General features: G+C 32.7%; 22 protein-coding genes. 16 read left to right on the forward strand and 6 right to left on the reverse strand.

Features of this window, described 5'->3' with window-relative positions; genetic code table 11:
• Window positions 1-227: 227 nt before the first annotated feature.
• Together CN601_RS25385 and CN601_RS25390 are read right to left on the reverse strand one after the other, a co-directional pair.
• Window positions 228-1,289 (reverse strand): Surface layer protein, encoded by a 1,062-nt coding sequence (locus CN601_RS25385; protein ID WP_098172737.1) that lies wholly within the window; start codon window positions 1,287-1,289, stop codon window positions 228-230.
• A 322-nt stretch (window positions 1,290-1,611) separates the two neighbouring features.
• Complete coding sequence (locus CN601_RS25390; protein WP_098172738.1) at window positions 1,612-2,112, reverse strand: HugZ family pyridoxamine 5'-phosphate oxidase; 501 nt, start codon at window positions 2,110-2,112, stop codon at window positions 1,612-1,614.
• Window positions 2,113-2,478: 366 nt separating this feature from the next.
• Here CN601_RS25390 and CN601_RS25395 point away from each other — a divergent pair, with 366 nt between their 5' ends.
• The 4 genes from CN601_RS25395 to CN601_RS25410 all read left to right on the forward strand — a co-directional run bounded on the left by CN601_RS25395 (window position 2,479) and on the right by CN601_RS25410 (window position 5,771).
• Entirely contained in the window at window positions 2,479-3,411 is a 933-nt protein-coding gene (locus CN601_RS25395; RefSeq protein WP_098120201.1) for an ABC transporter substrate-binding protein, read from the forward strand.
• Window positions 3,412-3,492: 81 nt separating this feature from the next.
• On the forward strand, window positions 3,493-4,560 hold the full coding sequence (locus CN601_RS25400) for a FecCD family ABC transporter permease (RefSeq protein ID WP_373605010.1): 1,068 nt from the start codon (window positions 3,493-3,495) through the stop codon (window positions 4,558-4,560).
• Window positions 4,547-5,359 carry an ABC transporter ATP-binding protein gene (locus CN601_RS25405; RefSeq protein WP_098172739.1) on the forward strand — a complete coding sequence of 271 codons (813 nt, stop codon included), beginning with the start codon at window positions 4,547-4,549 and terminating at the stop codon, window positions 5,357-5,359. The genes CN601_RS25400 and CN601_RS25405 overlap by 14 nt, the downstream gene beginning before the upstream one ends.
• A gap of 76 nt (window positions 5,360-5,435) precedes the next feature.
• Window positions 5,436-5,771 (forward strand): antibiotic biosynthesis monooxygenase, encoded by a 336-nt coding sequence (locus CN601_RS25410; RefSeq protein ID WP_098172740.1) that lies wholly within the window; start codon window positions 5,436-5,438, stop codon window positions 5,769-5,771.
• Between the two features lie 196 nt (window positions 5,772-5,967).
• Here the strand turns inward: CN601_RS25410 and CN601_RS25415 are convergent, their stop codons facing one another.
• On the reverse strand, window positions 5,968-7,218 hold the full coding sequence (locus CN601_RS25415; protein WP_179865695.1) for an MFS transporter: 1,251 nt from the start codon (window positions 7,216-7,218) through the stop codon (window positions 5,968-5,970).
• A gap of 553 nt (window positions 7,219-7,771) precedes the next feature.
• Between CN601_RS25415 and CN601_RS25420 the strand changes: the two genes are divergently transcribed.
• From CN601_RS25420 to CN601_RS25440, 4 genes are all read left to right on the forward strand, one after another.
• Complete coding sequence (locus tag CN601_RS25420; RefSeq protein WP_098120197.1) at window positions 7,772-8,146, forward strand: hypothetical protein; 375 nt, start codon at window positions 7,772-7,774, stop codon at window positions 8,144-8,146.
• 262 nt (window positions 8,147-8,408) lie between these two features.
• Window positions 8,409-8,678 (forward strand): hypothetical protein, encoded by a 270-nt coding sequence (locus CN601_RS25425; protein ID WP_098120196.1) that lies wholly within the window; start codon window positions 8,409-8,411, stop codon window positions 8,676-8,678.
• Window positions 8,679-9,057: 379 nt separating this feature from the next.
• Window positions 9,058-9,729, forward strand: coding sequence for a response regulator transcription factor (locus tag CN601_RS25435; protein WP_098120195.1), 672 nt, complete (start codon window positions 9,058-9,060; stop codon window positions 9,727-9,729).
• A gap of 8 nt (window positions 9,730-9,737) precedes the next feature.
• Complete coding sequence (locus CN601_RS25440) at window positions 9,738-10,970, forward strand: sensor histidine kinase (protein ID WP_098172742.1); 1,233 nt, start codon at window positions 9,738-9,740, stop codon at window positions 10,968-10,970.
• Between the two features lie 226 nt (window positions 10,971-11,196).
• Here CN601_RS25440 and CN601_RS25445 read toward each other — a convergent pair whose 3' ends face one another.
• Window positions 11,197-11,775, reverse strand: coding sequence for a TetR/AcrR family transcriptional regulator (locus tag CN601_RS25445; RefSeq protein ID WP_373605011.1), 579 nt, complete (start codon window positions 11,773-11,775; stop codon window positions 11,197-11,199).
• Between the two features lie 41 nt (window positions 11,776-11,816).
• Window positions 11,817-12,854, reverse strand: a complete 1,038-nt coding sequence (locus tag CN601_RS25450; RefSeq protein WP_098172744.1) for an alpha/beta fold hydrolase — start codon at window positions 12,852-12,854, stop codon at window positions 11,817-11,819.
• A gap of 636 nt (window positions 12,855-13,490) precedes the next feature.
• Here CN601_RS25450 and glpK point away from each other — a divergent pair.
• Window positions 13,491-14,981 (forward strand): glycerol kinase GlpK, encoded by a 1,491-nt coding sequence (gene glpK / locus CN601_RS25455; protein WP_098172745.1) that lies wholly within the window; start codon window positions 13,491-13,493, stop codon window positions 14,979-14,981.
• Between the two features lie 142 nt (window positions 14,982-15,123).
• Window positions 15,124-16,770, forward strand: a complete 1,647-nt coding sequence (locus CN601_RS25460) for a glycerol-3-phosphate dehydrogenase/oxidase (RefSeq protein ID WP_098172746.1) — start codon at window positions 15,124-15,126, stop codon at window positions 16,768-16,770.
• 73 nt (window positions 16,771-16,843) lie between these two features.
• On the opposite strand, the gene CN601_RS25465 is transcribed toward CN601_RS25460, so the two are convergent.
• Window positions 16,844-17,425 carry a DNA-3-methyladenine glycosylase gene (locus tag CN601_RS25465; protein WP_098120189.1) on the reverse strand — a complete coding sequence of 194 codons (582 nt, stop codon included), beginning with the start codon at window positions 17,423-17,425 and terminating at the stop codon, window positions 16,844-16,846.
• Between the two features lie 221 nt (window positions 17,426-17,646).
• Between CN601_RS25465 and CN601_RS25470 the strand changes: the two genes are divergently transcribed.
• The 6 genes from CN601_RS25470 (at window position 17,647) to CN601_RS25495 (ending at window position 25,716) form a co-directional block, all read left to right on the forward strand.
• On the forward strand, window positions 17,647-20,037 hold the full coding sequence (locus CN601_RS25470; RefSeq protein ID WP_098172747.1) for an immune inhibitor A domain-containing protein: 2,391 nt from the start codon (window positions 17,647-17,649) through the stop codon (window positions 20,035-20,037).
• Window positions 20,038-20,268: 231 nt separating this feature from the next.
• Entirely contained in the window at window positions 20,269-21,279 is a 1,011-nt protein-coding gene (locus CN601_RS25475) for a Bug family tripartite tricarboxylate transporter substrate binding protein (protein ID WP_098172748.1), read from the forward strand.
• 65 nt (window positions 21,280-21,344) lie between these two features.
• On the forward strand, window positions 21,345-21,794 hold the full coding sequence (locus CN601_RS25480) for a tripartite tricarboxylate transporter TctB family protein (RefSeq protein ID WP_098172749.1): 450 nt from the start codon (window positions 21,345-21,347) through the stop codon (window positions 21,792-21,794).
• Window positions 21,795-21,818: 24 nt separating this feature from the next.
• Complete coding sequence (locus CN601_RS25485; protein WP_098120185.1) at window positions 21,819-23,345, forward strand: tripartite tricarboxylate transporter permease; 1,527 nt, start codon at window positions 21,819-21,821, stop codon at window positions 23,343-23,345.
• Window positions 23,346-23,414: 69 nt separating this feature from the next.
• On the forward strand, window positions 23,415-25,049 hold the full coding sequence (locus tag CN601_RS25490; protein WP_098172750.1) for an ATP-binding protein: 1,635 nt from the start codon (window positions 23,415-23,417) through the stop codon (window positions 25,047-25,049).
• Window positions 25,015-25,716 carry a response regulator gene (locus tag CN601_RS25495; protein ID WP_373605012.1) on the forward strand — a complete coding sequence of 234 codons (702 nt, stop codon included), beginning with the start codon at window positions 25,015-25,017 and terminating at the stop codon, window positions 25,714-25,716. Before CN601_RS25490 ends, CN601_RS25495 begins: the two co-directional genes overlap by 35 nt.
• Window positions 25,717-25,875 lie beyond the last annotated feature (159 nt).

Consider the following 25,875-nt stretch of genomic DNA (forward strand, 5'->3'; position numbering starts at 1 on the left):
CACTTTTTAGACTAACTTAACTCAATAGTGGAAATTAATAAAATTGCTCTATTTCTTTTAAAAAAGTGAAGAAATCTACTAAATATTTATAAATGATGATCATAAAATCAGCTCTAACCAGAAAATCACACGAATATCCCCGGAAAGATCTCGAAAGTTAAAAAAGGGGCCGCCTATAATCAGGTACTCTGACTTTTAGGTCGGCCTTTTAAAATTATCCTTTTCGATTAATTAGATTGTACAGCGCTTACTTCAAATGGATCTGCAGTTGTTTTATCACCTTTATATACGACGGAGTATTCTACACTTTGTACTGTAGAAGTTGCTTTAATTTGATCTACAATAATGAATGCAGTTGATTTGTCAGCACTAAGTGTAACGCTAGTAGGTGTGATTGTTTGCTCGGTGCCACCATTTATACTTACTGATACTTTTAAATCTTTAATAGATAATGAAGAAACACCCATATCAAATTCAAGAGTTAATTTACCATTTGTTGCGTCGATATAATCGAGTTCAGCAGTAGGAGGTTTAATTGCATCAGTATATACTTCTAATAAATCATTATATTCGTTTGTTAGATCTTCTTTAAATGTTGCTGATGTGCGATTTAATATAGGCTTAACAGATTTCAAGATCGTATTTGCTTTTGCTAATTTGCCATATTCCAGTAGATCAGCAGTTTGATCCAACTTTTTAGAAATTGTAACGTCATATCGATACTGTTTATACTTAGAAGATTGATCTTTATACTCATTCATGAAAATTTTTCTCGTTTTTGCATCATAAACGTGATTATAAATAGATAATTGCTTCGATGATACATATTTTCCTAGTTTACTATGTGCAACGATCACAGCATCTAAATCTTCATCTAAAACTGCAGTTTGAAGTTCAGATTCAACCTTTACAGAGTTATCTAAAGATGTCGTTGCTTTTAGATAAGGTTCAACACGTTTCGTAATATACATTTTATATGTGTTATTAAGGTCAGTTAAATATTTTTTCTTTGCCTTCTTGGAATATTTATTGATCGTTTGTTTTGAATAAGTATATTGTTTTTTTGCTTTGTTATATTCAGCTACAACAGTAGCTTTATTAGCTAATTTACCAGTCCTTTGAACTGGGATGTAATACGAGTTATATGCTTTTTTCATTTGAGCTTTTGATTCGTTAACTACTTTTCCAACGTAAACTGTTGCGCCAGTGGAAGTAGGTTTAGCTAATACAACGGTACTTACGATAATAGCACTAACTGCTGCCACATTAATAATTGATTTAATTTTCATTCGTTAGATCTCCTATCAGAAAATGATAAATAAAATACAAAACTTTGTAAAAATAGTTGAAGGTGTAAAGTTTAATTAATAATGATTATCATTTTCATTAAAATCATATATGCTATTGAGAACTAATGTCAATTACTTTTTTTATACTTTAAGAAAATAGTAATTGGTAGAGGAGAAAAAATCGAAGTGGTTTTCATTTTTAGATAATATGTATAAGTGTCATTAGGACTCTGTTTTCTTTAAAAGTTTTCAGAGTGTGGAGAAATAAAAACCACTTTCACATAATTAATCGATTTATGGTGAAAGTGGATAGAGTGATTATTTATTTATTTTTATCAACTACAACATGTTCAAATTTATTTCCAGAAAGATCGACGTCGTACGCAGATCCAAATCCAACGACATATCTCCCATGGATAGGAGTAAGTTCAAATAACGACATATCAGCTAGTCCTCGAAGTAGTTTAATCATTGATGCGCCATGAATTTCCTCGAACTTGGAAAAAATTTCTTCTTTATTATCATTCCCAATGTTTTCAGACGTGCATTGAAAACGAACGCGTTGTCTTGCAAACAGATTAGGTGATTTAGAGTCATCGGCAATCATCATGATATGAATCAATTCATTCTCCTCAATAAATTTATAATGCTCTGTAATACCACTTATAAAAATATATAGTTTTTCCTCATGCTTAACAAAAGGTGCGTAACTAATAAAGGGATTGCCATTTTGATCTAGCGTACTAATGGAAAAAGTTTTTGATTCGTTAACAAATTCAATATATTTCTGTTTGATTGCTTCGATCGATAGTTGTTTTTGCATTGATAGCCTCCAGAAAGATGTTTTTAGCTTCTAAAATTATATGTAGAATATAAGCTAATCTAGATGATAACAATTATCATTATCGATTTCAACATGAATTTCCACATTAATCTGTAATCAAATAGATGTTTTGTCTTAGAGTAGAGAATTTGCGACAGGAATATAAGGACAGGGGATTGGTGGAACCCTTTTTTTATTATTTTTCTTCATGACAGAGAGGGAGCAGAATAAATTGATTCCAAATTAGAAAAAGATTAAAAAAATTAAAAAATCTAATTGACAACTATTCTCAGTGTAAACTATTATCAATTCGAAGGGTGTAATTGATAATGATAATCATTAATAATTAAACATGAGGAGTTATCTATGAAAAAGTTTTTATTAAGCATGTTATCGGTTTTAGTAACTTTTAGTTTACTAGCATTTAATACTTCGGTTTCTGAGGCAGCAACAAAAAAGATCACAGTAAAGGATTTTGCAAAAAGAACAGTGACATTTAAGAAAGCTCCAACACGAGTAGCGATATTAAGTGCTGGTGATCTAAGCACAGTTAAAGCATTAGGTTCTAAAATTGTCGGCCGTCCAACGACAGTTACACCAGTTGATTCTAGCTTAAAAAAAATTACTCAAATTGGAACGATTTATTCACCAAATTATGAAAAAATTGTTAGTGTAAAACCTGACGTTGTTATTGCGACTACTGCATTTAAAGCAAATATTAAAAAAGTAGAAAAGCTTGGAGTAAAGGTTATTATCACTTCTGGAGCATCAGTTAATGATATTAAAAAAAGTATTACTTTACTTGGGAAAGTGTTAAACAAAGGGAAAAAAGCAAAAGTATTAACAGGTAAAATTGATAGCCGTATAAAAAAATTTAGTAAAAGTAAAACAAATGTAAGAGCTGTTATTTTATTTGGCTCAGGTTCGAATTCTTTAGTTGCTCTTCCAAGTTCATTCTCAGGAGATGTATTGAAGAAAACTGGTGGAGTAAATATAGCTTCAAGTTTCTCACAAGTTAAAGATTTCCCAGGGTATGCAAACTTAAGTACAGAGAGAATTGTTAAAAGTAACCCAGATGTTATTTTTATGATTACTCATACAGACCAAAAGAAAACAAAGGCAGCTATGGCTAAGCTAATGTCTTCAAGTTCATGGAAAAATTTAAAAGCAGTTAAAAAGAAAAATGTTATTTTCTTACCTAGTGACCTATTTGCAGCTAGTCCAGGTGTGAAAATTACGAATGCTTTAGATTATATGAACAAAGAATTATTAAAAGTTAAAGCTAAGAAAAACAAATAATTAAATCGATTAATAGGTGATATGAATTCTATTATCATATCACCTTATATTTTTTCTATTAATGAAATACGGGGGAACTATATGATGGAGAGGCAATCTAATGTAGTTGAAGCACAGAGTGAGCCAATAGCAATTAAAGAAAATAGGGTACATCCGTTTACAAAGAGACGAGTAACCACACTAATCTTTTTATTAATTTCGATTGTATTGGTTGTACTTTATTCAACAATTACTGGAAGCGTTAAGCTTAGTCTACATGAAGTTTGGGAAGGTTTATTTAATTCAAAGGATGAGATGCTTCATACAATTGTTTGGGAGTTAAGATTACCACGAATCATTGTAGGATTAGTAGTTGGGATGTGTTTGGCAGTTTCAGGTACAATCATGCAAGGTGTGATGAAAAACCCGCTTGCAGATCCTGGAATAATCGGTGTATCTTCAGGAGCTGCATTAATGGCAGTCATTATTATGATTGTTCTCCCTCAATTCATCATGTTATTACCAATAGCTGCTTTTTCAGGTGGTTTTGTAACAGCCATGTTGATATACAGTTTAGCGTGGCAAAAAGGATCATCTCCTTCAAGAATTATATTAGTAGGAGTAGCTGTAAATTCTGTAATTGGAGCTGCGATGAGCGGATTAATGCTATTATTTAGCGACCGAGTTCAAGCAGTTTTGCCATGGATGGCTGGAGGGATTTCAGGAGCTTCTTGGGACCAAGCAAAGGTCGTTTCAATTTATGCGGTACCTGCTTTAGTCTTATCGCTTTTTGCAATTAAACATATTAAGATTCTTAACTTAGGCGATGAAGTAGCAAAAATCCTTGGTCATAATGTAGAGCGTAGTAGATTCTTTTTAATCGTAATTAGTACATTTTTAGCCGGTGTTGCAGTAAGTGTATCTGGATTAATCGGCTTTATAGGACTTGTTATTCCACATATTTTGAGAATGATTGTTGGAAATGACTATCGATATGTTTTACCATTATCAGCATTAGGTGGGGGAGTATTTTTAGTACTTGCAGACACAATTGCACGAAGCTGGTTTGACCCAATTGAATTGCCTGTAGGTGTATTACTTTCATTCTTAGGTGGACCGTTCTTCCTATACATTTTAAATAAAGGAGGAAAAACTCGTGCTTTTAACTAAGGATATTTCTTTTGCACATTCCGAAACATTTTCACTAAAAGATATTAATGTGGAAGTTATTAAAGGAGAAATTGTTAGTCTAATTGGACCAAATGGCTCAGGTAAGTCGACAATGCTAAGAATTATTTCAAATCTCTTAAAGCCTAATGAGGGTACTGTATTATTAGATGGAAATGAAATAAAGAATCTAAGTAGGCAGGCAATCGCAAAAAAATTAACGATGCTACCACAAATACAAAACAGTGAACTTGATCTAACAATTAGAGAACTTGTTTCCTTTGGCAGAAATCCACATAAAGGCTGGTTTCAAAAGTTAGATGATGAAGACGAAAAGATCATCGATTGGGCGCTAGAAGTTACCAACTTACAGTCATTTGAGTTTCGATTTTTACAATCACTCTCTGGTGGAGAAAGACAAAGAGCCTGGATTGCAATGGCAATAGCACAACGTCCAAGTGTACTTTTATTAGATGAACCAACAACTTTTTTAGATATTGCTCATCAATTGGAAGTTATGGAATTAGTTCAAATGCTAAATGAGCGATTTGGCATGACAGTCATAATGGTTCTTCATGATATTAACCAAGCTGCTAGTTATAGCGATCGGTTAATAGTAATGAAAAATGGGCAAATCAAATACGATGGAAATTCGGAAAGTGTTATTTGTAAAGAAATGTTTCATGACATATTTGAAATAGATGTAGAAATATACAGTGACGGTAACCGACCGTTTTTTACACCAAAAAGAAATATAAGTAAGACGAATGAATATGAGAAAGTACGTTTTGTAAAAAGCTGAGCGGAAAAAGAAATTATCTTTTGGTGTGTGGAAATCAACTTGCATTGCGTTCAGATGAAAATAGGGGGGATTTAAAATGATTATGACAACGAATACAATTAAAGTTGTAAAAGGTCATGCTGACGAAGTAATTGAACGATTTAGAGTTTCTAAAGGGATACATAAATTTCCAGGTTTTGTGCGAATGCAAGTTTTAAAAACATTGGATGTAGAGGAATATGATGAAATTAGAGTATGTACAACATGGGAGTCAATGGAGAACTTTCATAACTGGGTAAATTCTGATTCATTCCGCGGAGCACATGCAAAACGTGCTGAGCAACAGGCGTCTAAAGAGAATAGCATTATGTTAGGTTCACAACTGACTTGTTATGAAATTCAAGTTGAGCATTTACCAAAAGAAAATAATTAATCAGAGTCCAAAACGGGCTCTTTTTTTGTCCATTATTTTGAAAAGTATCTTGTTGAATTCTAGAACAGAATCGTACATATTAATAAACCTAAAGGTAAGGATATAAATATTATTGGAAGTGAATAGAAAGGACAGGAAAACAAAGTTAAAATTTGACTTTAACTTTGTTTTCCTTGGTCCTTCTTACCTGATTGTCTTAAAATGAAATTTTATCACGCTTGTAGTCTAATTGATTTGAATGAGACATTTTATATGCCATTACACCAAATAAAACTCCAGATAAGCCTCTGAAGATCGTTGACATGATCATTGCAGTATTCATACTAAATGATTCCAGCAAAAATACGCCGACTTGCGGGGCGATAAAAGCTACGATTGATAATAAGAAATTATAATTAGCAATATAAGAAGTTCGATGTTCTTCTTCTGTTGATTCTAATAAGCTATTAAATAAGATTAAAACAGTTCCAGATACAAAAAATCCCGATGTAAAGTTTACAAAAAATAAGTAAATATAATTAGTAGATAAAATATTTAAAATAGGTGCAGAAGCCATTCCTATTGAAATCCAAATTAATAATTGAGTATTACTATATCGATTCGCCATCTTTGCCCACCAACGGAAGCTGACGATTTGAGAAAGTTGGTTGCTTACAGTAAATAAACTTATCCAAAAAGCAGTAGCATGAGCATATCTTATTTGATAAATCGAAAATAAAGACCAAGCCATTTGCCATGCGAAGTTAAAAAATAGTGCACAAACTAAAAATGTTATATACGGTTTATACTGAAAAAGATGTTTTGAAAATGGAGAGTAATGAGTAGAAGTTTCAATTGTTTGCTTCTCCTCTTTATGTTTCAAAATATAATAGAACTCAATCATTCCAAATACAAATGCAAATAAAAAAAGTAATTGATAAGGAAGAGCGCTTTTGGAACTGATCGATTTCATACAAAATCCAGCTACAAGTGTTACAACCATTCCTGTAAAGGTAAGAATCCTATTGCGATTACCAAAAAATGTGTTCCGACGATCTGCTGGAATTAAGTCTCCAATAAAAGCTTGCCAGCTTAAATTTAAAAAGGTTCCAGGGAAATTCATTAATGCAATTAATATAACAAAAAACCATGAAATATGTTCTGATTTAATAAATGGTAGAAAAACCATTATTAATAGAAAGAATCGAGTGAAAAAAATTGAATAAGCCGTGAATTTTCTTTTTTCCTCTAACTTGTTCACCATAAAAGCAGCGGGCAGCATTGCGGCCATACCGACAATTGAAGGTAAGGAAGAAATTAAACCTACTTGATAATTTGTAGCACCTAAAATTGCGATTGCAAACAAAATAAAGTAGTTGTTTGATAAGCTTATGGCAATTGTAGAAGCGGCACCATTTTTAATACTCTGGTATTCATTGTGTAGTACGTCTTGTTTACTGTAAATCAACTTACTTTCCTTCTTCCTTTTTTTGATATTTCTTAATTTAGTACAAAATGTAAATAAAACACTCGATTTCAAATTTTTGAATAATTCATTAGAACAATAGCATATTTATACGGTAAATTCTATGATTTGGATTTAAGTTTTTATGTAAAAAAATGGATATATATTAAATGGGGATTTCCAAAAATTAGCTATTAATTTCAGAGTTTTAAAATTGCATTTTAGATAAATTTTTAATAAACTAGAATAATCTGTCTGATTGTAATAAAAGTCTAATTTAAACATATTAAATATTGGAAAGAACATTTTTTAATGGTTAAGCCATACTAAAGTTAGAATTGACGTAAAAATAATCTCAATTATTTCATCGTCAATTTTTTATTTAACTTTAGTTTTTAATTGGCGAGCGATGACGAGTACTCGACGTAGTAACCAGTTCTAGAAATAAAGTAATAGTGGCAACTACGCCTACGGCCCTCACATCGCCCTAAGACTGGCCAATTGGCAAATTTTCTTTATTTACATATGAACAATATACGGCAAGGAGAAGTGACATATGTTTTCACCAGTTTACAAAGTAAATGATGATGGAGAAATTTACTTAAGTACAAAAGGTTTTTCAGTAACTTACGACCAATTTAAAGAGGATGAACAAGGCAACGCATACGTTATCGTAAAAAGCGCTGAAGAACCTCTGATTAGAGTAAAACTACTTCTACATAATATTGGTAATGCGAAAACACCAGAATTAGAAGTAAAAAACAAATCAGGATTAGGTCAGGTGGAAATAAGATTACTTCGAGTAAAAATTAAAAAGTTTAAAAATGGATGGGGAGCAAAAATCGCATTATCGAATGGCGAGGTGACGATTAAGGGAGATATTCCTAAACATGTCAAAATTCAAGTAGTTCGAAAGGTAAAATTAGCTTAAGTATTTGTTCTACTATTTTTTAAATTCATATGAAAAAACTATATTTTGATTTATTTTTTTGGACTAATTCATAAAATTTTTGGTGTCTATTAGCAAGCTAGCTAGTAGGCACCTTTTTTATTTTACCTTTCCATTCTAGAAAGAACATATATTTGAGTTTATTTGCAAAGGATAGATTCAAAATATTAGTAATTTTATTAAGAAAAAATTAAGGATTCTATTGCATAATTCTCTTATTCAATTCTAAGGAGTGGGGATCAATATGGAAAATTTAGAATCAAATTTAGTAGAAAAAAATCAAAAAGCCAATTTGAAAAATAATCGTTCATTTTCTCCTAAAGTTATTTCAATTTTACTAATAGTAAACTTGGTAATTGGTGTTTTTACTTTAATAGGAGTTGGTTATTTAAGCTATAAAAATAATAGCCGTACTGAAATGATGAGAGGTTTCCGTAACGGAGGAGGCTTTCAACAAAACGGTGGCGGAGGCTATTTTAATCAACAACCACCAGCATCTGGTAGCAGCAATTAATAAGAACTTATACAAAAAAAAGAGTGGAAAGTTTTTGCTATTTTGGAAAAACTTCATGATAAGAACTAAACACCCTTACAATTCACAAATGATAACGGAATTTTAATTGGTTAATATACATGTAAGAAGAAATCGCTAAACAAATGTATGCAGCATTTATATCAGTCATTGGAATTATAAAAATTTATGTAAGAGAAACAATCGATTTTTACTTAATAGTAAGTTTTAAATTTTTAATAGAAATAACCGTACTAAGTACGTTTGGTGATATGATAGAAGTAGACTGGACCGATTCGGGCTTTGCGATTTTGAATAATTTAAAGGGAGCGTTGCTATTGTTTAGGGACGCTTCTTTTTTAGTCTAATGGAGGTAAAGTTTTTGAGAATTTTAGCTGTAGAAGATCATAAAGAAGTTTTAAATTCAATCGTTGAATTATTATCAAATGATTTTAAAGTAGATAAGGCATTAGAGGGAGAAGAAGGCTTCTTCATGGCTATGCAAAATATATACGATGTTATTGTATTAGATGTAATGCTGCCAGAAAAAAACGGGTTTGAAATCGTAAAAGATTTGAGAAAAGAAGGGATTCATACGCCAGTACTATTTTTGACAGCAAAAGATTCACTAGAGGATCGTGTTGAGGGATTGAACTTAGGTGCTGATGATTATTTAGTCAAACCATTTCAAGGACCGGAGTTACTTGCGAGAATTTATGCACTACTTAGAAGAAGTGGTAAACTAACAATTGATAGTTCATTAAAATATCAAGGTATTATTTTAAAAGGAAAAGAACATCCAGTCGAAGTAAATAATGAAACTATCCATTTAACAATTAAACAATATGAGCTTTTAGAATACTTCATTCAAAATCAAGGGAAAATTTTAATGAAAGAACAAATTTTTGATCGAGTTTGGGGATTTGATTCTGATACAACTGTTGCGATTGTAGAAGTATATGTTCACCAAATTCGAAAAAAACTAGAGCCTTTTAATTACGGTAGTATAATAAAAACTGTCAGAGGAATTGGATATATTATGAAAGATGACTAGGTGAAGAAATGTTTAAGAAAACTAAAATTCGATTAACAATTATAAATTCGGTAGTATTTATTTTACTAATTGGAATCCTTTCTTTAATTATCTATTCATACACAAATAATCGTTTATATAAAGAAGTTGATCAATCACTTTTATGGAATATTAATCGGATTCAAAATAGTGATAATCCAAATCGTTTACCAATTTCTAATCGAGATCCCCGAGTATTAATGATTATGTGGGATGAAAATAAAAAAGTAGTAAATCCGATGCCAGGTATTAATGCAATAGTATTACAAGATGAACTAAAATATCCTAAAATAATAAACGAAATATATAATGATAAAATTGGTGATATGAATTATCGTACGATTTCAATTCAAGGTGAGACAAATCGCGGGAAAATTACACTACAAATATTACGGAATATAGATTCGGAAAAGGATTTACTAGATACGTTGCTCATCATATTAATTGTTGGTTGGGTATTAGGAAGTGCATTGGCAATTGTGGCCGGGTATATTTTGGCTGGGCGTGCACTTGTACCAATTACAAATGCTTGGCAGAAGCAACAGGAATTCGTTTCTGACGCTTCTCATGAAATAAGGACACCTTTAACAGTCATTCAGTCACGTTTGGAATTATTACTTAGAGAGCCTAATGCTTCAATTGAAGAAAAGGCACAAGATTTTTCAATTATGTTAAAAGAAAATAGGCGTCTATCTAAACTAGTTGCAAGTTTATTAACGTTAGCAAGGTCAGACTCGGGACAAATACAACTAAATAAAAAAGTATTTTCTTTAAACGAATTGTTAGAAGAAGTCACTTCCCATTTCACTGAGATTATATCATTTCAAAATAAAGAACTATTGTTGACAATTAAAGGAACGTATTTTCATTTTGGTGACCAGGAAAGACTTCATCAATTGCTTGTAATTTTAATCGATAATGCAATGAAGTTTACAAATGAAAATGACACGATTGAAATTAGCTGTGAACAAGTGAAAAATCATTTTCTAATAAAAGTTATAGATAGCGGCGTTGGAATAAACGAGGAAAATCTGCCTCGAATATTTGATCGGTTCTTCCAAGAAGACGCATCACGTACATCTAAAAATGGAATTGGATTAGGATTATCAATTGCAAAATGGATTGTTGAAGAGCACGGTGGGAAAATTAAAGTTCAAAGTAAAAAAGGTGAAGGGACAAGCTTTGAAATTACATTGCCAGTCCATTCATCTTTAAAAGGTTAATCATTTTGTTTCTTAATCTAAGAATATTACCCATTATTTAGGATGTTTCCGACATTATTTCCTAAGAAATAACGTTAAATTACAAATTATAAGAAGAACATTAAACTTCTCAAAATAAGAAAAAAAGCGACATATATTTTGTAGAGTCGCTTTTTATTTTGGCTCAGTTAAATTACATTGTTGGTATTTGAACTAAAAAAGAAGCTGTTTTAGTCTCTGAATTCTATTAAACCTTTAACATTTTCATCAAAAATTCAGTAGTTGGTAAACCAAATTTCTTATCGACTAGATCTTGAATAGTTAAACTATTTATCACATTGAAATACCATACTAATAATTTTCGTGGGTCTTCTTTTAAAAATTCTCCACTTTCTTGTCCTTTTATAAATATTGGTATTAGTAAATCAATCAAATAATCTGGAGAGTATGTTGATAGTAATTCTGTCACTTTTTCAGGTACTTCATTGTCTTTCTTCGCTTGTTGGATTATCATAAATGCGTATTTATGATTTTCGTCTAACATTTTTTCAGTTAATAATGTTAATAGCTGGTAAGGAGTTCCAGGAAAAAATTGAAGTGAACTTAGCTCACTTTCAGACTCAATCATTAAACCTTCAATAATTTGAAGAAACAATTCTGCCTTTGAGTGAAAGTGACGAAAAATTAAACCTTCACTAACATTTGCTTCAGTTGCAATTACGCTTGTTTTTGCATTTTTATAGCCATACAATGCGAAAATTTTCAAAGCAGATTGTTTTATAAGCATCTTTCTATCAGTTTGTAGATTATTATCCTTTTGTAACAACTTATTCACTCCAATTTATACTTTCTTACATAAATTATTGATTATTGGGTACATTGAATTGCTAATGGTCTTACTCTTTTTATTAATTCTTGTAAAAACTGTTCAGGTCTAGCAAAGCAAGCTAAATGTCCAGCGTTATTTATATAAACAAACTCTTTTAAAGGGGCTTCTATTTCTTGCAAAAATCGTTCTGCATTTTTTGTAGGCGTAATAATATCTTGATCTCCTTGAAAAATAAAGAAAGGAATTGAAAATTCTGTTCCCAAATGTTCATAATTAAAATTCATTAGTTCGTTAAACAATTGATCCCCTGAAAATTTCATCCCTCTAAAAATATCGAATATATCGTTTATATTATGTTGAGGTGATGAAAGCATTGAAGGCAACATAAGGTCCATTATCATATTTGGAACATTTTTTATAGATTTTACTAAAATCTGATTTCTTTTATCAAAATCTTTTTGAGTCCATTTTGTTTGATCGGGTCCAAAGTTTTTGATTAGCTTAAGTTCTCTAGTATTCCCTGCATCATTCAAGGCATTAATTGCCAAGTGGTATGCTAATTTTTCTGGATCATAACAGTTTTGATCAGTCCCTACATAAGCATAGTAAAGATCGGGCTTTTCTTTTATCATCAATGTAGCTATAAGACTACCAACAGAACTACCTAACAAAATAATTTTATCTTGCTCAAGATCATGACAAATAAGACTAGATAATTCAATGCCATCTTCTGCCAACTGGTTAAATGTAATTTTACCACAACCATCTTTTCCATTCCTTTTAAAAGTTTTTCCAGCGCCTCGCTGATCCCATTGAACTATAGTAAAATACTTTTCCCAAGGTCGTAATAAAGTGCTAAAAATTGTATAAGTCGAGGCCGGACCACCATGAATTAATAAAATAACAGGGTTACTTTTATCTTCTCCTCGGATTGTAATCCATTGATCAATTCCCCCAATAGTTACAAACTTTTCTTCATTTATCATATATTCCGTATTTATTTTTAATTTATTTTTATTTTTCTTTTGATTATATTTACGAAAAAAGATATCCGGTAAAATGTTTGATTTTGTCATTTTGAGTTTTTCCTCTCTAAATTATCTAAATGAGTAAGTTACTCACTCATTCTATGCAATGCATCCTGTCCCTGTCAAATTATTTAATAGAATTAAAAAAGTACCTAAGTCCTATAATTAGTTTATTAAGTAGGTCCTATATAAAAAACAGCCAATGGCTGCTTTTTTTCTTCAACTATCTTAATTGTGAGCTAAGTCTTAATAAATATTAAATAATAAATAATAAAATAACCTACTCGCCTTCATTAAAAATTCGTCCGATATTAGGAAGATGTTGATGAATCAGATTTTTAAAAAATAAAAACACGTACCAGTTTGTGAACAACTTTACTTAAACTAAACTGCCATTTAGTAACATTAGAAAATCATCAATCCACTTACAGAGCCCTTTATTTTAAAAAGCAGTACGAGGGTTTCTTATAAATAACGACGAATAATAATTGTAGCACTAGGAATAAGTTGTCTTTCTCTTGATTTTAAATTAACGAAATCCTACTCTAAAAAGAAGGGAAAACAAAGTTGAGATTAAAATAGAGGTTTTGATGTCTTTTATCCTGTTCATCTTGTATCCCACCCTTAAATAGTCGCATTTTTAATGTGCACATACATAAAATAATAGCAAGGAGGTCATTTGAGATGGAAAAATATATTTTGTCACTTGACCAAGGGACGACTAGTTCGCGAGCAATATTGTTTGATAAAGAAGGTAAAATTGTACATACAGCTCAAAAAGAGTTTACTCAATATTTTCCAAAGCCGGGTTGGGTAGAGCATAATGCGAATGAAATTTGGGGATCGGTTCTTGCTGTAATTGCAACTTGTCTTGCGGAAGCGAATATTAGTCATGATCAAATTAGTGGAATTGGAATTACGAACCAACGTGAAACGACAGTCGTTTGGGATAAACATACTGGGATCCCAATTTATAATGCGATCGTTTGGCAATCAAGACAAACGGCTGAAATATGCGAGGAACTGAAGCAAGGTGGTTTTGATTCAATAGTCCGTGAAAAAACGGGGCTTCTTATTGATGCATATTTTTCCGGTACTAAAGTAAAATGGATTCTTGATCATATAGAAGGTGCTAGAGAAAAGGCTGAGGCAGGCGATTTACTATTTGGCACAATTGATACATGGTTAGTTTGGAAGCTTTCTGGTGGCAAAGCGCATGTAACAGATTACTCAAATGCATCTAGAACGATGATGTATAATATTTACGAATTAAAGTGGGATCAAGACTTATTGAATATGTTAAATATTCCAGAAAGCATGCTTCCGATTGTTCGTCCGTCTTCAGAAATCTATGCGAATACGGTTAGTTATCATTTCTTTGGAAGTGAGATTCCAATTGCGGGAATAGCTGGTGATCAGCAAGCAGCTTTATTTGGTCAGGCATGTTTTGAAAAAGGTATGGCTAAAAACACATATGGTACTGGTTGTTTTATGCTAATGAATACAGGAAATCATGCAGTTAAGTCAAATCATGGACTATTGACAACAATTGCATGGGGGATAGATGGAAAAGTTGAATATGCACTTGAAGGCAGTATATTTGTTGCTGGTTCTGCTATTCAATGGCTACGTGATGGTTTAAGAATTATTAAAAATGCTGCGGATAGTGAGAAATATGCTACTAGAGTAACTTCATCTGATGGAGTTTATGTTGTACCTGCATTTGTAGGATTAGGCACACCATATTGGGATAGTGATGTACGTGGAGCAGTATTTGGTTTGACAAGAGGAACATCTAAGGAACATTTTATTCGTGCTACATTAGAAGCGCTCGCATATCAAACAAAAGACGTATTAACAGCAATGGAGGCAGATGCTAACATTTCATTAAAAACATTGCGAGTAGATGGTGGGGCAGTTAAAAATAATTTCTTAATGCAATTTCAAAGTGATTTGTTAAATGTACCAGTCCAACGTCCGATTATAAATGAAACCACTGCATTAGGTGCGGCATATTTAGCAGGCTTAGCCGTAGGATTTTGGAAAAACCAAGAGGAAATTGCTGGACAATGGCAAATGGATCGTTGCTTCGAGCAAGAGATGTCAAATGATTTAAGCAATGAGTTATATTCGGGCTGGAAAAAAGCAGTGAATGCAGCACTTGCATTTAAGTAAATAGAACATTCAATTGTTTACTAAACTTTTAGGACCATTCTACATGGAATTGTAATTGTAGTGGTCCTTTTTAATTTTAAGAGATTTTCTTTTACCGTGTCTTTCTAATCAACTAGAAAATTTGTTGAAGTGAGGTAGTACAATGGATGAACAATTTTCGAGTTTAAAAAGGAAAAAGATCAAGGAAATATTAACTGAAAAGGTGTTCGATGTATTAATAATTGGTGGCGGAATAACAGGTTGTGGGATCGCGCTTGATGCATCTACAAGAGGAATGACTACTGCTTTAGTTGATATGCAGGATTTTGCATCTGGTACATCGAGTCGTTCTACTAAGCTTGTACATGGTGGCTTGCGATATTTAAAGCAATATGAATTTAAAATGGTGGCAGATGTAGGCAAGGAGCGAGCAATTGTTTATGAAAATGGCCCCCATGTTACGACACCTGAATGGATGTTACTTCCGATATACAAAGGTGGAACGTTTGGAAAGTTCAGTACTTCTTTAGGGCTAAGAATATATGATTACTTAGCTGGTGTAAAAAAAAGTGAACGAAGGAAGATTTTAAATCAAAAAGAAACGATTGATAAAGAACCTTTAGTTAAAAGAGATGGGCTTAAAGGTGGTGGATATTATGTCGAGTACCGCACAGATGATGCTCGCCTAACAATCGAAGTAATAAAAAAGGCAGTTGAACATGGGGCACAGGCGATCAATTACGTTAAGGTTACAGATTTTATTTATGAAAATACTAAAATAGTAGGTGTACATGTAATTGATTTAATCACAAAAGTACCTTTTACAATTCGAGCAAATAAGATCATTAACGCAACAGGACCATGGGTTGATCAGTTAAGGGAAATGGAACGCCTAGAAAGTGATAAAAATTTGAGATTAACTAAAGGGGTACATTTAGTGATTGATCATCAGAAGTTTCCTTTAAATCAGTCTGTTTATTTTGATACGCTAGATGGTCGAATGATATTTGCAATTCCAAGAGATGGAAAGACCTATGTCGGTACGACTGATACATTTTATGATCAAGATACTGCTAATCCAAATGTAAGTAATGAAGATAGAGAGTATATATTAAATTGCATTAAGTATATGTTTCCGACAATCAAATTGGAAGATACCGATGTTGAATCGAGCTGGGCTGGTATTCGTCCTTTAATTTTTGAAAAAGGGAAGGATCCTTCTGAAATATCAAGGAAGGATGAGGTCTGGGTATCTTCTTCAGGGTTGATTACGATTGCAGGAGGAAAGTTAACTGGATATCGTAAAATGGCCGAGACGATTGTAGATAAACTATTAAAAGAAAATAAAAATAAATTTAAAGAATGCCAAACTAAAAATTTACCAATTTCGGGTGGAGATGTTGGTGGTTCCAAAGGAATTAATTACTTTACAAAGCGATTTTCGTCTGCAGGAATTGCGATTGGCTTAAGTGAATCGGAGTATAAAATATTAAGCAGGAAATATGGATCTAATATTGAGCAGTTATTGAATATTTCATTTAGTCACTTGAAGAATCAAACAAGTTTACCGCTACCGCTATTTTTACAGTTGGAATATGGAATTCAAAACGAAATGGTAGTAAAACCGGTGGACTTTTTTATTCGAAGAACTGGATTTTTATATTTTCAAATTGATTTGGTTAATAAATATAAGGAAGAGGTCATTCGTTATATGACAAGTAGATTAGGTTGGAGCAACTATCAAATCATCGAATATCGTCTGGAATTGGAAGAGCACATAAAAAATGCAGTTACAGCTCATAATGAATGATGTTCAAAGCAATTTTAAAATGAAACCCAGACTGATTGGAAGCATACATTTGCGATCAGTCTGGGTTTTCTAATTATCTTGAAACAAATTTATTATTCGTAATCCAAAATCTCCACGGATAATCCTTTGCTTCCCCAGTATTATCGATTCCAATTCTAGGACCACTACTAATATGCTCTGGCTTAATCCCTTCCGTAATATAAACTGGAGGTAGCCAAAAAGGCTTCCCGTAAGACTCCATCGTAATATTTAATGCTTTCGTAAGCTTTCCTGGTCCATTCGTTAAATTAGTAATCGGCTGATTTTTCCGATTTTCGATCATTTTTTCAATCCCGTCCAAAGGTTCTAGTGCCCTAATTAAAACTGCATTAGGTATTCCAACTTCCCCGCAAACAACATTTATTAAAGTATGGGTATGCATTTGATAAGTATAGATGAAACCTGGCTCATGGAACATAATTTCAGTTCGTTTCGTGCGTCTGTTTTGAAAACTATGTGCAGCTCGATCATCCGGTCCCATATAGGCTTCGGTCTCTACGATTACTCCAGATATTTCCATTTCATCGGTACTATGAACTAAGACGCAACCTAAAAGCTCCTTGGCTAATTGTAAAGTAGGTTGTAAAAAGAAATCTTTTTTTAATGTCGAATTCATAAGAAACTCCTCAAAAATTGTTTGTTAAAAAGAGAAAATGTATTATTTTGTCGAGACAATAAGTTGTATTGCCTATTCTGTTTGTTAAAATATTTTTAAAAATAGATTAAATAGATTAATTGAATCATTAGAAATTATTCATTATTACTCATTGTACAATGCCCCTTAAGCCTGTACTATTTATTTGTTATTAGAAGATTCAAAAAAAGGGGTGTAGAATTATGGCAAAACCATCATATTGGAAAGTTTTATCAAGTGTTTCACTTGTTACAGCTTTAAGTATGTCGATTTTAACAGCTGGAGTTACTACAAAAGCAGCAATTCCAACTGAAAGTGAAAGTAAGCAATTAGTAGAAAGTCCTAGTCTAGATTTAAACATTGTTGATGAAGACAGATTAGCACAAGCATTAACAGACAGAGGTGTTATTAAAAAATCTGATAGTGCAAAAACAGTTAAAGCAAAGGTACAAGCTTATCTTGATAAAAAACAAGGTGAAAAAGTAAAAGTAAGCGCTTCCGTACATAATTCTTTAATTGCTGAAAAGCAAAGAAAAACAATCGAAAGACAAAAACAACAGCTAGCAAAACAATTAAATAATACGAATGAGAAAGCTGCTAAAGGTAAAGCTGATGGTTTCGTTCAAGTAGACCCAGCTAAACAAGGGAAATACAATGGTGGAACTCGTGAAGATAATGTATTAGTTATCTTAGCTGAATTTGCAGATTTTAAACATAATAATGTTGATAAGCAAGATGGATATATGTATGCATCTGATTTTAACAAGAAACACTATGAAAATATGTTATTTGGAGATAAAGACTTCAAATTATATGATGGCTCTAAAGTTAAAACGTTTAAGCAATTTTATGAAGAGCAATCAGGTGGAAGCTACACTGTAAAAGGTACAGTTACAGATTGGTTAACTGTTCCTGGAAATGCAGCTGACTACGGAGCTGATAGTGAAACAGGTACTGATAATGGAGGGGCATTAGGACCTCGTGATTTTATTAAAGATGCAGTAAAAGCTGCTATTAAATCAGGTGTTAATTTAGCAGATTTTGATAAATTAGATCCATATGATATTGATGGAGATGGCAATATTAATGAGCCGGACGGTTTAGTCGATCACTTAATGGTAATCCATGCTGGAACTGGTGAAGAAGCTGGTGGCGGTAAACTAGGTGACGATGCAATTTGGTCTCACCGTTGGACTTTAAATGGGGTAACTCCTTTTGCAGGAACTACTGCGTCTGTTGACTATTGGGGCGGTAAAATGGCAGCATTTGATTACACTGTAGAACCAGAAGACGGTGCAACAGGCGTATTTGCTCACGAGTTTGGTCATGACTTAGGCTTACCTGATGAGTACGACACTAATTATACAGGTAGTGGTGAACCGATTGCTTCTTGGTCAATTATGAGTGGCGGTAGCTGGAACGGGGAAATTGCAGGTACAACACCTTCAAGTTTCTCTCCACAAAATAAAGAGTTCTTTCAAAAGACAATTGGTGGTAACTGGGCAAATATTACAGAAGTAGATTATAAAGATATTGATCGTTTAGGTATGCAAACTGTTATCGATCAAAGTGTAACAAAATCAGGTAATCCTGGTGTTGTAAAAGTAAACTTACCGAAAAAAGAAGTGAAAAGTAAGATCCAACCTTTATTCGGTAAAAACTATTATCATAGTTTAAAAGGTGATAATTTAGATACAACTATGACTTCACCTGTTATTGATTTAACTGCGGCTACAAGTGCAAATTTATCATTTAAAGCAAACTATGAAATTGAAAATAATTATGATTATTTAGATGTAAATGTATTAGATTTAACTGGCAAAGTTATCGGTAATTTAGATACATTTGGTGATGAAAAAACGAACGCTCAATTTGACACAACAAATGGTCAATGGGTTGATAAATCATATGACCTAAGTGGATTTAAAGGGCAAAAAGTTCAACTTCAATTTGAATACACTACGGATGGTGGATTAGCTCCAGCTGGTTTTGGATTTGATGAAGCAAAAGTAACAGTAAATGGAAATACTGTATTATCTGATGGTGCTGAAGGTACTCCATTATTCAAATTAGATGGTGGTGCAAGAGTATCTAACGGTACTGATTTTTATGACCACTCTTATTATTTAGAGTGGAGAAACTATGCTGGTGCTGATAAATCACTAGAATACGCTCGTGGCGTTAAATATAATACTGGTTTAGTAGTTTGGTATGGTGATGATAGCTATACAGATAACTGGACAGGAGATCATCCTGGTGAAGGCTTCTTGGGTGTAGTTGACGCACATCCTAACGCAATCGTAGGAACTCTAAATGGTAAGCCTTCTGTAGATCAAAGTACACGTTACCAAGTTGCAGATGCTGCTTTCAGTTATGATAAGTCACCTGCATTCTATATTAACTCACCATCTCGTGGAATCTTTGATTATCAAGGGTTACCTGGTGTAACAACATTTGATGATTCTAAAAAATATGCAGATCCAACAGGTCTAATTCCTGATGCTAGTAGAAAAGTTCCTAACTATGGATTAAAATTCCAAGTAGTTGGTGAAGCAAAAGATAATTCTGCTGGTGCAGTTTGGATTCGTAAATAACAAAGTTGATAGAATACGAGTTTGATATTTTCAAACTCGTATTTTTTTTATTTTTATAACAAGAAATACTCGCAGTAGCTCGTCAGTCGACGAGTTTTTTTGCGTGGTTTTTATGAACAAAATGATTTTAATAGACTTTACGTCTTTAACGTTCATAAAATCTTTTTTCAGAATTATTAAATTATAATACGAGTATTAGAAAGCGTTTACAAAGAAGGGGAGGAAATATAAATGAAAGTTAAAAAAACTAGTTTGTTAATAATGACGTCTTTGGTCGCAGTAAGTCTTGCAGCTTGTAAAGGGAGTAATGTAACTTCGGGAAGTTCCTATCCGAATAAGGCAATATCGGTTGTAGCACCATCTGGAGCAGGGGGCGGGTGGGATTTAACAGCTAGGTCCTTCACTAAAGTATTAAGTGAAACAAAGCTCGTTAAAGAACCAATGACAGTAGAAAATAAGCCAGGTGGTGGCGGAACAGTATTTATGGCTGAGTATGCTACACAGGATAAAGCAAATAATGAAAAATTATTTGTAAACTCACCACCAATTATTATTAACAATTTGAAAAAAGAAGGAAATAGCCCTTATGGCTATAAAAATAGTACACCTTTAGCAGAGCTAACAAAGGATTATGGAGCAATCGTTGTAAAGGCTGATTCAAAGTATAAAGACTTAAAGTCGCTTTTAGATGATATGAAGAAGAATCCTAAAAATATTACGCTAGCTGGGGGATCTGCACCAGGTTCAATGGATCATTTAGTTGGAATTTTACCGGCGTATAAATACGGTATTGATCCTACAAAAATTAAGTATGTGTCATATGATGGGGGATCAGAAGCAATAACAGCATTATTAGGGAATAACGCTGATGTTATTTCGACTGATGTCTCTAGCACACTTGAATTTGTTAAATCAGGTAAGGTTAAAGTTTTGGCGGTCACATCACCTGAACGTTTACAAGGAGATGTATTATCTAAGTTCCCAACAGCTAAAGAGCAAGGAATTGATGCTGAGTTTATCATTTGGCGTGGAGTTTTTGGACCTGAAAAAATGTCTAAAGATGCATATGCGTACTGGGAAAAAACAATATCAAAATTAGTAGAAACAAATGAATGGAAAGAAGAAGTAGAAAAGCAAGGCTGGCAGCCGGAATATAAAAATGGTGAAGAATTTAAATCGTTCTTAACTGAACAAGAAACACAAGTTCAAGATTTATTAAAAGCTTTAGGAATGAGTAAGTAATAATTTAACTAAAAAGGGGGATTGCACTCCCTCTTTTCACTACTAAAAATAAAGAGGTGAGATACATGAGTAAAAAATTTGATCGATTAGCGGCTATCATTTTTCTTATTACAGGTATTACTTTTATTTTAGAAAGCCGCAATATTGCAACCACTGCTTATGGAAGTGTAGTAGGACCGAATGTTTTTCCATTTATTCTTGGCTGTGCACTTTCTCTATTAAGCTGTCGGTTATTTTACGAAACATTTTCATATAAAGAAAAAGAAAAGGATGAAGTTCAATATAATTATAAACAGTTTTTTATTATCCTAGTTTCAGCTATTCTTTATGCACTTTTACTTGAAAAAATCGGCTTTATAATCAGCTCGTTCTTATTTCTTATTGTTTCGATTCAAACATTGGAGCGTGGAAACTGGTTCAAATCAATCTCAATTTCATTAGGATACTCAGTCATCATTTACGTTATTTTTGTTGAAGTTTTAAAAGGTACTTTACCTGGCTGGTCATTGTTTTAGGAGAAAAGAAGGGAGAGTTATCAATTGAGTACTTTTCAATATTTAATGCAGGGATTTGAAACTGCATTTACATGGTATAACTTATTGTTCGCTTTTGCCGGAGTATTAATTGGTACGGCAGTAGGAGTGTTACCTGGTATTGGTCCAATGAGTGGGGTTGCACTATTAATACCTGTAACTGCTTCTGTAACTGGGTTTTTAGGACCTGAACAAGCAGCGGGGAGTGCAATTATTTTATTAGCCGGTGTGTATTATGGTGCTATGTATGGTGGTTCTACTACATCCATTTTATTAAACACACCAGGAGAATCTTCTTCGGTAGTAACAACTTTAGATGGCTATCAAATGGCGAAAAAAGGTAGAGCAGGAAGTGCTTTATCAATTGCTGCAATTGGTTCGTTTGTAGCAGGGATTTTTACACTTTTTGCACTAATTGTATTAGCAAAACCATTATCGGCATTAGCAATTAAGTTTGGTCCAGCTGAATATTTTTCTTTAATGCTTCTTGGATTATGTGCTGTTAGTGGACTAGCTGGAAAATCGGTAACGAAAGCATTAATTATGACAATCTTTGGATTACTACTCGCTACGATCGGAATTGACTCTGTGTCAGGTGTCTCTCGATTTACATATGACATTCCGTGGCTTTATCAGGGATTAGAATTTTTAACAGTAGCGGTAGGATTATTCGCTTTAGGAGAAGTATTTAAAACGATTATTGAAAATGAAATTGAAGATGGTGAGATGGCAAAAATTAATAATTTATTACCATCTAAAGCAGAATTAAAGGAAAGTGTGGCGCCAATTGCTAGGGGCTCAGTATTAGGATTTTTCGTTGGCTTATTACCTGGAGCAGGTGCCATTTTGGCTTCATTCTTTGCCTATATATTAGAAAAGAAAGTTAGTAAAACGCCTGAAAAGTTTGGTACAGGTACAATTGCAGGCGTTGCATCTCCTGAATCTGCAAATAATGCAGCATCTGGAGGAGCAATGATTCCTTTATTAACTTTAGGAATTCCGAGTTCAGGAACAACTGCAATCTTAATGGGTGCTTTAATGATGTATAACATACAACCGGGACCACTGTTATTCGATGAACATCCTGACGTAGCATGGGGATTAATCGCGAGTATGTTTATCGGAAACGTAATGCTTATCATTTTAAACATGCCTTTAGTAAAAATATTTGCAAAGATTATTCAAACACCGAAGAAGTATTTATTGCCATTAATAGTAGCCATTTCAATATTTGGTGTTTATGCAGTACAAGTATCCGTAAATGATTTACTTCTATTAATCGCATGCGGAATTTTTGGATATTTCCTTTCAAAAAATGATTTTCCAATCGCACCATTAGTATTAGGAATCGTATTAGGCCCAATGATTGAAAATAATTTAAGAAGGGCATTAACGGTATCAAATGGTGATTATAGTATTTTCTTTAAACATCCTATTTCATTAGTATTTTTAATAATTGGAGCACTTTGGATCTTAGTTCCAATTTTGATGAAATTGAAAGGGAAAGAAGTAGTCATAAATGTAGAAGCTTAAAAAATTCTAACAAAACTCCTTTAATAAAAGGAGTTTTTTGATTATTATAAAGACATAAGGGGAAATTTTATGCGTTTACATTATAAGTTAATCATCTTTATATCAGTTCTCATTTTAATAGTAAGTAGTGTTTTTGAAATAGTATCTCAGGAAATGTTTCTAAAGAATCTTAAACATGAAAAAGGTTTGAAAGCTCTAGCTATTTCTCAAACTGTTGCGAATATGCCAGAAACTCGTGAAGCATTTTCAAACGCAAAACCTTCTGACAGTATTCAGCCAATCGTTGAAAAAATCCGAAAAGAAGTTGGAGCAGAATTTATCGTAGTTGGGAATATAAATGAAGTACGTTATTCACATCCAAATCATGCATTAATTGGTAAGAAAATGGTTGGGGGAGACAATGATAAAGTATTTAAAGGACAGGAAATCGTTTCAGAATCCACTGGTACATTAGGCCCTTCCTTAAGAGGGAAAACTCCTATTTTTGATGATAAGGGCAAAGTAATTGGAGTTGTTTCTGTAGGCTATTTAATAAAGGATATTGATCATGAGGCAAAAGCCTTTAGTAAAAAGCTATTAAAAAATAGTATTGTCATATTAATACTTGGAATCGGAGCAGCCTTTTTTATTTCGTTTAATATTAAAAAATCAATCTTTGGTTTGGAACCGAAAGAAATCGGAAGGATGTACAAAGAAAAACATGCCATTTTAGAATCAATTCATGAAGGAATCATAGCTATTGATGAATATGGCGAGATAACTGTAGTAAATGAAAATGCCCATAAAGTACTTTCTATTCCAAATAATATTAAGCTTAGAGGATTAAAAATCGAAGAAGTATTGCATAATTCTCATTTAAAGAAAGTAGTTGAGACTGGCGAGCCAATTTATGATTTAGAGTTTTTAATTAATGAAAAAATGGTGATTATTAATTGTATACCGATAATTGGAGTCGATTCTAAAATTGTTGGCGCGGTAACGACTTTTAGGGAAAAATCGGAATTGAATAAATTACTAAATGAATTATCACAAATAAAAGCATATTCAGAAGGGCTTCGAGCACAGGCACATGAATATTCGAATAAATTACATACAATCTTGGGGTTAATACAACTTGAATCCTATCAAGAAGCGATTGAATTAATTTCAAAGGAATCGAATATAACTCAAAATATCATCCATTTTATTATGGAAGAAATTTCGGATCCAGTCGTTGCGGGACTCCTACTAGGGAAAATAAGTTTAGCTAATGAGCTAAAAGTAGATTTTAACATTGACTATAATAGTAGTTTTGTTAATGTCCCGAAGGAAGTAAATCGGGAAGACTTAATCACAATTATCGGAAATCTATTAAATAACGCATTTGATGCAGTATTAGAAACGAATAAGTCTGAAAAGTTTGTTTCACTATTTCTTACTGATTTAGGTGATGATTTAGTGATTGAAATTGAAGATAATGCAAATGGAATTCCTGATGAATTAATTGATGAGATTTTTGAATACGGTGTTACGTCTAAGGATCAATCTCATAATTCAGGGATTGGACTTCACCTCGTTCAAAGGCTACTCCATAAATTAAACGGACAAATTACTTTTCATTCAAACGAACATGGGGGAACTACATTTATTGTTGCAATTCCGAAACGCCAAAAGGAGAGTAACGGATATGATGAAAAAGAATTTTATAGAAGTGTTAATTGTTGAAGACGATAGTAGGATTGCAGAAATCCATCAGCGATTTATTGATAGAATTGAAGGGTTTAAAGTTATTGGTATTGCTACAAATTATCAAGAAGCAGTTGATTTAGTTGAAATTTTAAATCCTCAGTTAGTTTTGCTAGATGTGTATTTTCCAGATATGAATGGCTTAGATTTTTTACAATGGATGAAGAAACATTCAATTATGGCAGATGTCATCATGATCACTGCATCGAAAGAAATCGATTCAGTTAATAAGGCTTTGCATTATGGAGTATTTGATTTTATTATAAAGCCAGTCATTTTTGATCGTTTTAAAAAGTCACTAATTCGCTATGTAAACTATTCTAATAAAGTAAAAAGCTTACAATCAAAAAGTGCATATATTACGCAGGATGAAATCGATGGATTAATAGGAAAGAATAATACAATAATTGAAGAGCAAAGTCTATACCCTAAAGGAATAGATAAACTTACTTTAGATAAGGTGTTACTCGCGATAAGAGAAGTTCGAAACGGGATGACTGCTGAGAATATAGGGCTGGAAATTGGCGTTAGTCGTACAACTGCGCGAAGATATTTAGAATATTTAGTATCGGAAGGAAAAGTTTCAGCAGATTTAGCGTATGGAACGATTGGAAGACCAGAAAGAGTTTATTTGGTTAAAAGCTAAGTAAAGTTACCTCAATGACTATGACAAACCTAACAATTCTGTAACAGAAAGAGCACTATTTTATGATAAGAGAAGTACCTAAACGCTTGATATACAAGCGTTTTTTTATGTTTTTTACAAGTCTATGACATTGCTAGTTTACAAGAGTATAGTCAGTGT

Source organism: Bacillus sp. AFS017336 (genome assembly GCF_002555445.1).
In the GTDB taxonomy this organism is placed as follows: Bacteria; Bacillota; Bacilli; order Bacillales; family Bacillaceae_G; genus Gottfriedia.

What these genes read in the sequence shown, in the direction of transcription:
- CN601_RS25385 (WP_098172737.1), bottom strand. Translation starts at nt 1,289, where the DNA reads ATGAAAATTAAATCAATTATTAATGTGGCAGCAGTTAGTGCTATTATC.
- CN601_RS25390 (WP_098172738.1), bottom strand. Translation starts at nt 2,112, where the DNA reads ATGCAAAAACAACTATCGATCGAAGCAATCAAACAGAAATATATTGAA.
- CN601_RS25395 (WP_098120201.1), top strand. Translation starts at nt 2,479, where the DNA reads ATGAAAAAGTTTTTATTAAGCATGTTATCGGTTTTAGTAACTTTTAGT.
- CN601_RS25400 (WP_373605010.1), top strand. Translation starts at nt 3,493, where the DNA reads ATGATGGAGAGGCAATCTAATGTAGTTGAAGCACAGAGTGAGCCAATA.
- CN601_RS25410 (WP_098172740.1), top strand. Translation starts at nt 5,436, where the DNA reads ATGATTATGACAACGAATACAATTAAAGTTGTAAAAGGTCATGCTGAC.
- CN601_RS25420 (WP_098120197.1), top strand. Translation starts at nt 7,772, where the DNA reads ATGTTTTCACCAGTTTACAAAGTAAATGATGATGGAGAAATTTACTTA.
- CN601_RS25425 (WP_098120196.1), top strand. Translation starts at nt 8,409, where the DNA reads ATGGAAAATTTAGAATCAAATTTAGTAGAAAAAAATCAAAAAGCCAAT.
- CN601_RS25440 (WP_098172742.1), top strand. Translation starts at nt 9,738, where the DNA reads ATGTTTAAGAAAACTAAAATTCGATTAACAATTATAAATTCGGTAGTA.
- CN601_RS25450 (WP_098172744.1), bottom strand. Translation starts at nt 12,854, where the DNA reads ATGACAAAATCAAACATTTTACCGGATATCTTTTTTCGTAAATATAAT.
- glpK (WP_098172745.1), top strand. Translation starts at nt 13,491, where the DNA reads ATGGAAAAATATATTTTGTCACTTGACCAAGGGACGACTAGTTCGCGA.
- CN601_RS25460 (WP_098172746.1), top strand. Translation starts at nt 15,124, where the DNA reads ATGGATGAACAATTTTCGAGTTTAAAAAGGAAAAAGATCAAGGAAATA.
- CN601_RS25465 (WP_098120189.1), bottom strand. Translation starts at nt 17,425, where the DNA reads ATGAATTCGACATTAAAAAAAGATTTCTTTTTACAACCTACTTTACAA.
- CN601_RS25470 (WP_098172747.1), top strand. Translation starts at nt 17,647, where the DNA reads ATGGCAAAACCATCATATTGGAAAGTTTTATCAAGTGTTTCACTTGTT.
- CN601_RS25475 (WP_098172748.1), top strand. Translation starts at nt 20,269, where the DNA reads ATGAAAGTTAAAAAAACTAGTTTGTTAATAATGACGTCTTTGGTCGCA.
- CN601_RS25480 (WP_098172749.1), top strand. Translation starts at nt 21,345, where the DNA reads ATGAGTAAAAAATTTGATCGATTAGCGGCTATCATTTTTCTTATTACA.
- CN601_RS25490 (WP_098172750.1), top strand. Translation starts at nt 23,415, where the DNA reads ATGCGTTTACATTATAAGTTAATCATCTTTATATCAGTTCTCATTTTA.
- CN601_RS25495 (WP_373605012.1), top strand. Translation starts at nt 25,015, where the DNA reads ATGAAAAAGAATTTTATAGAAGTGTTAATTGTTGAAGACGATAGTAGG.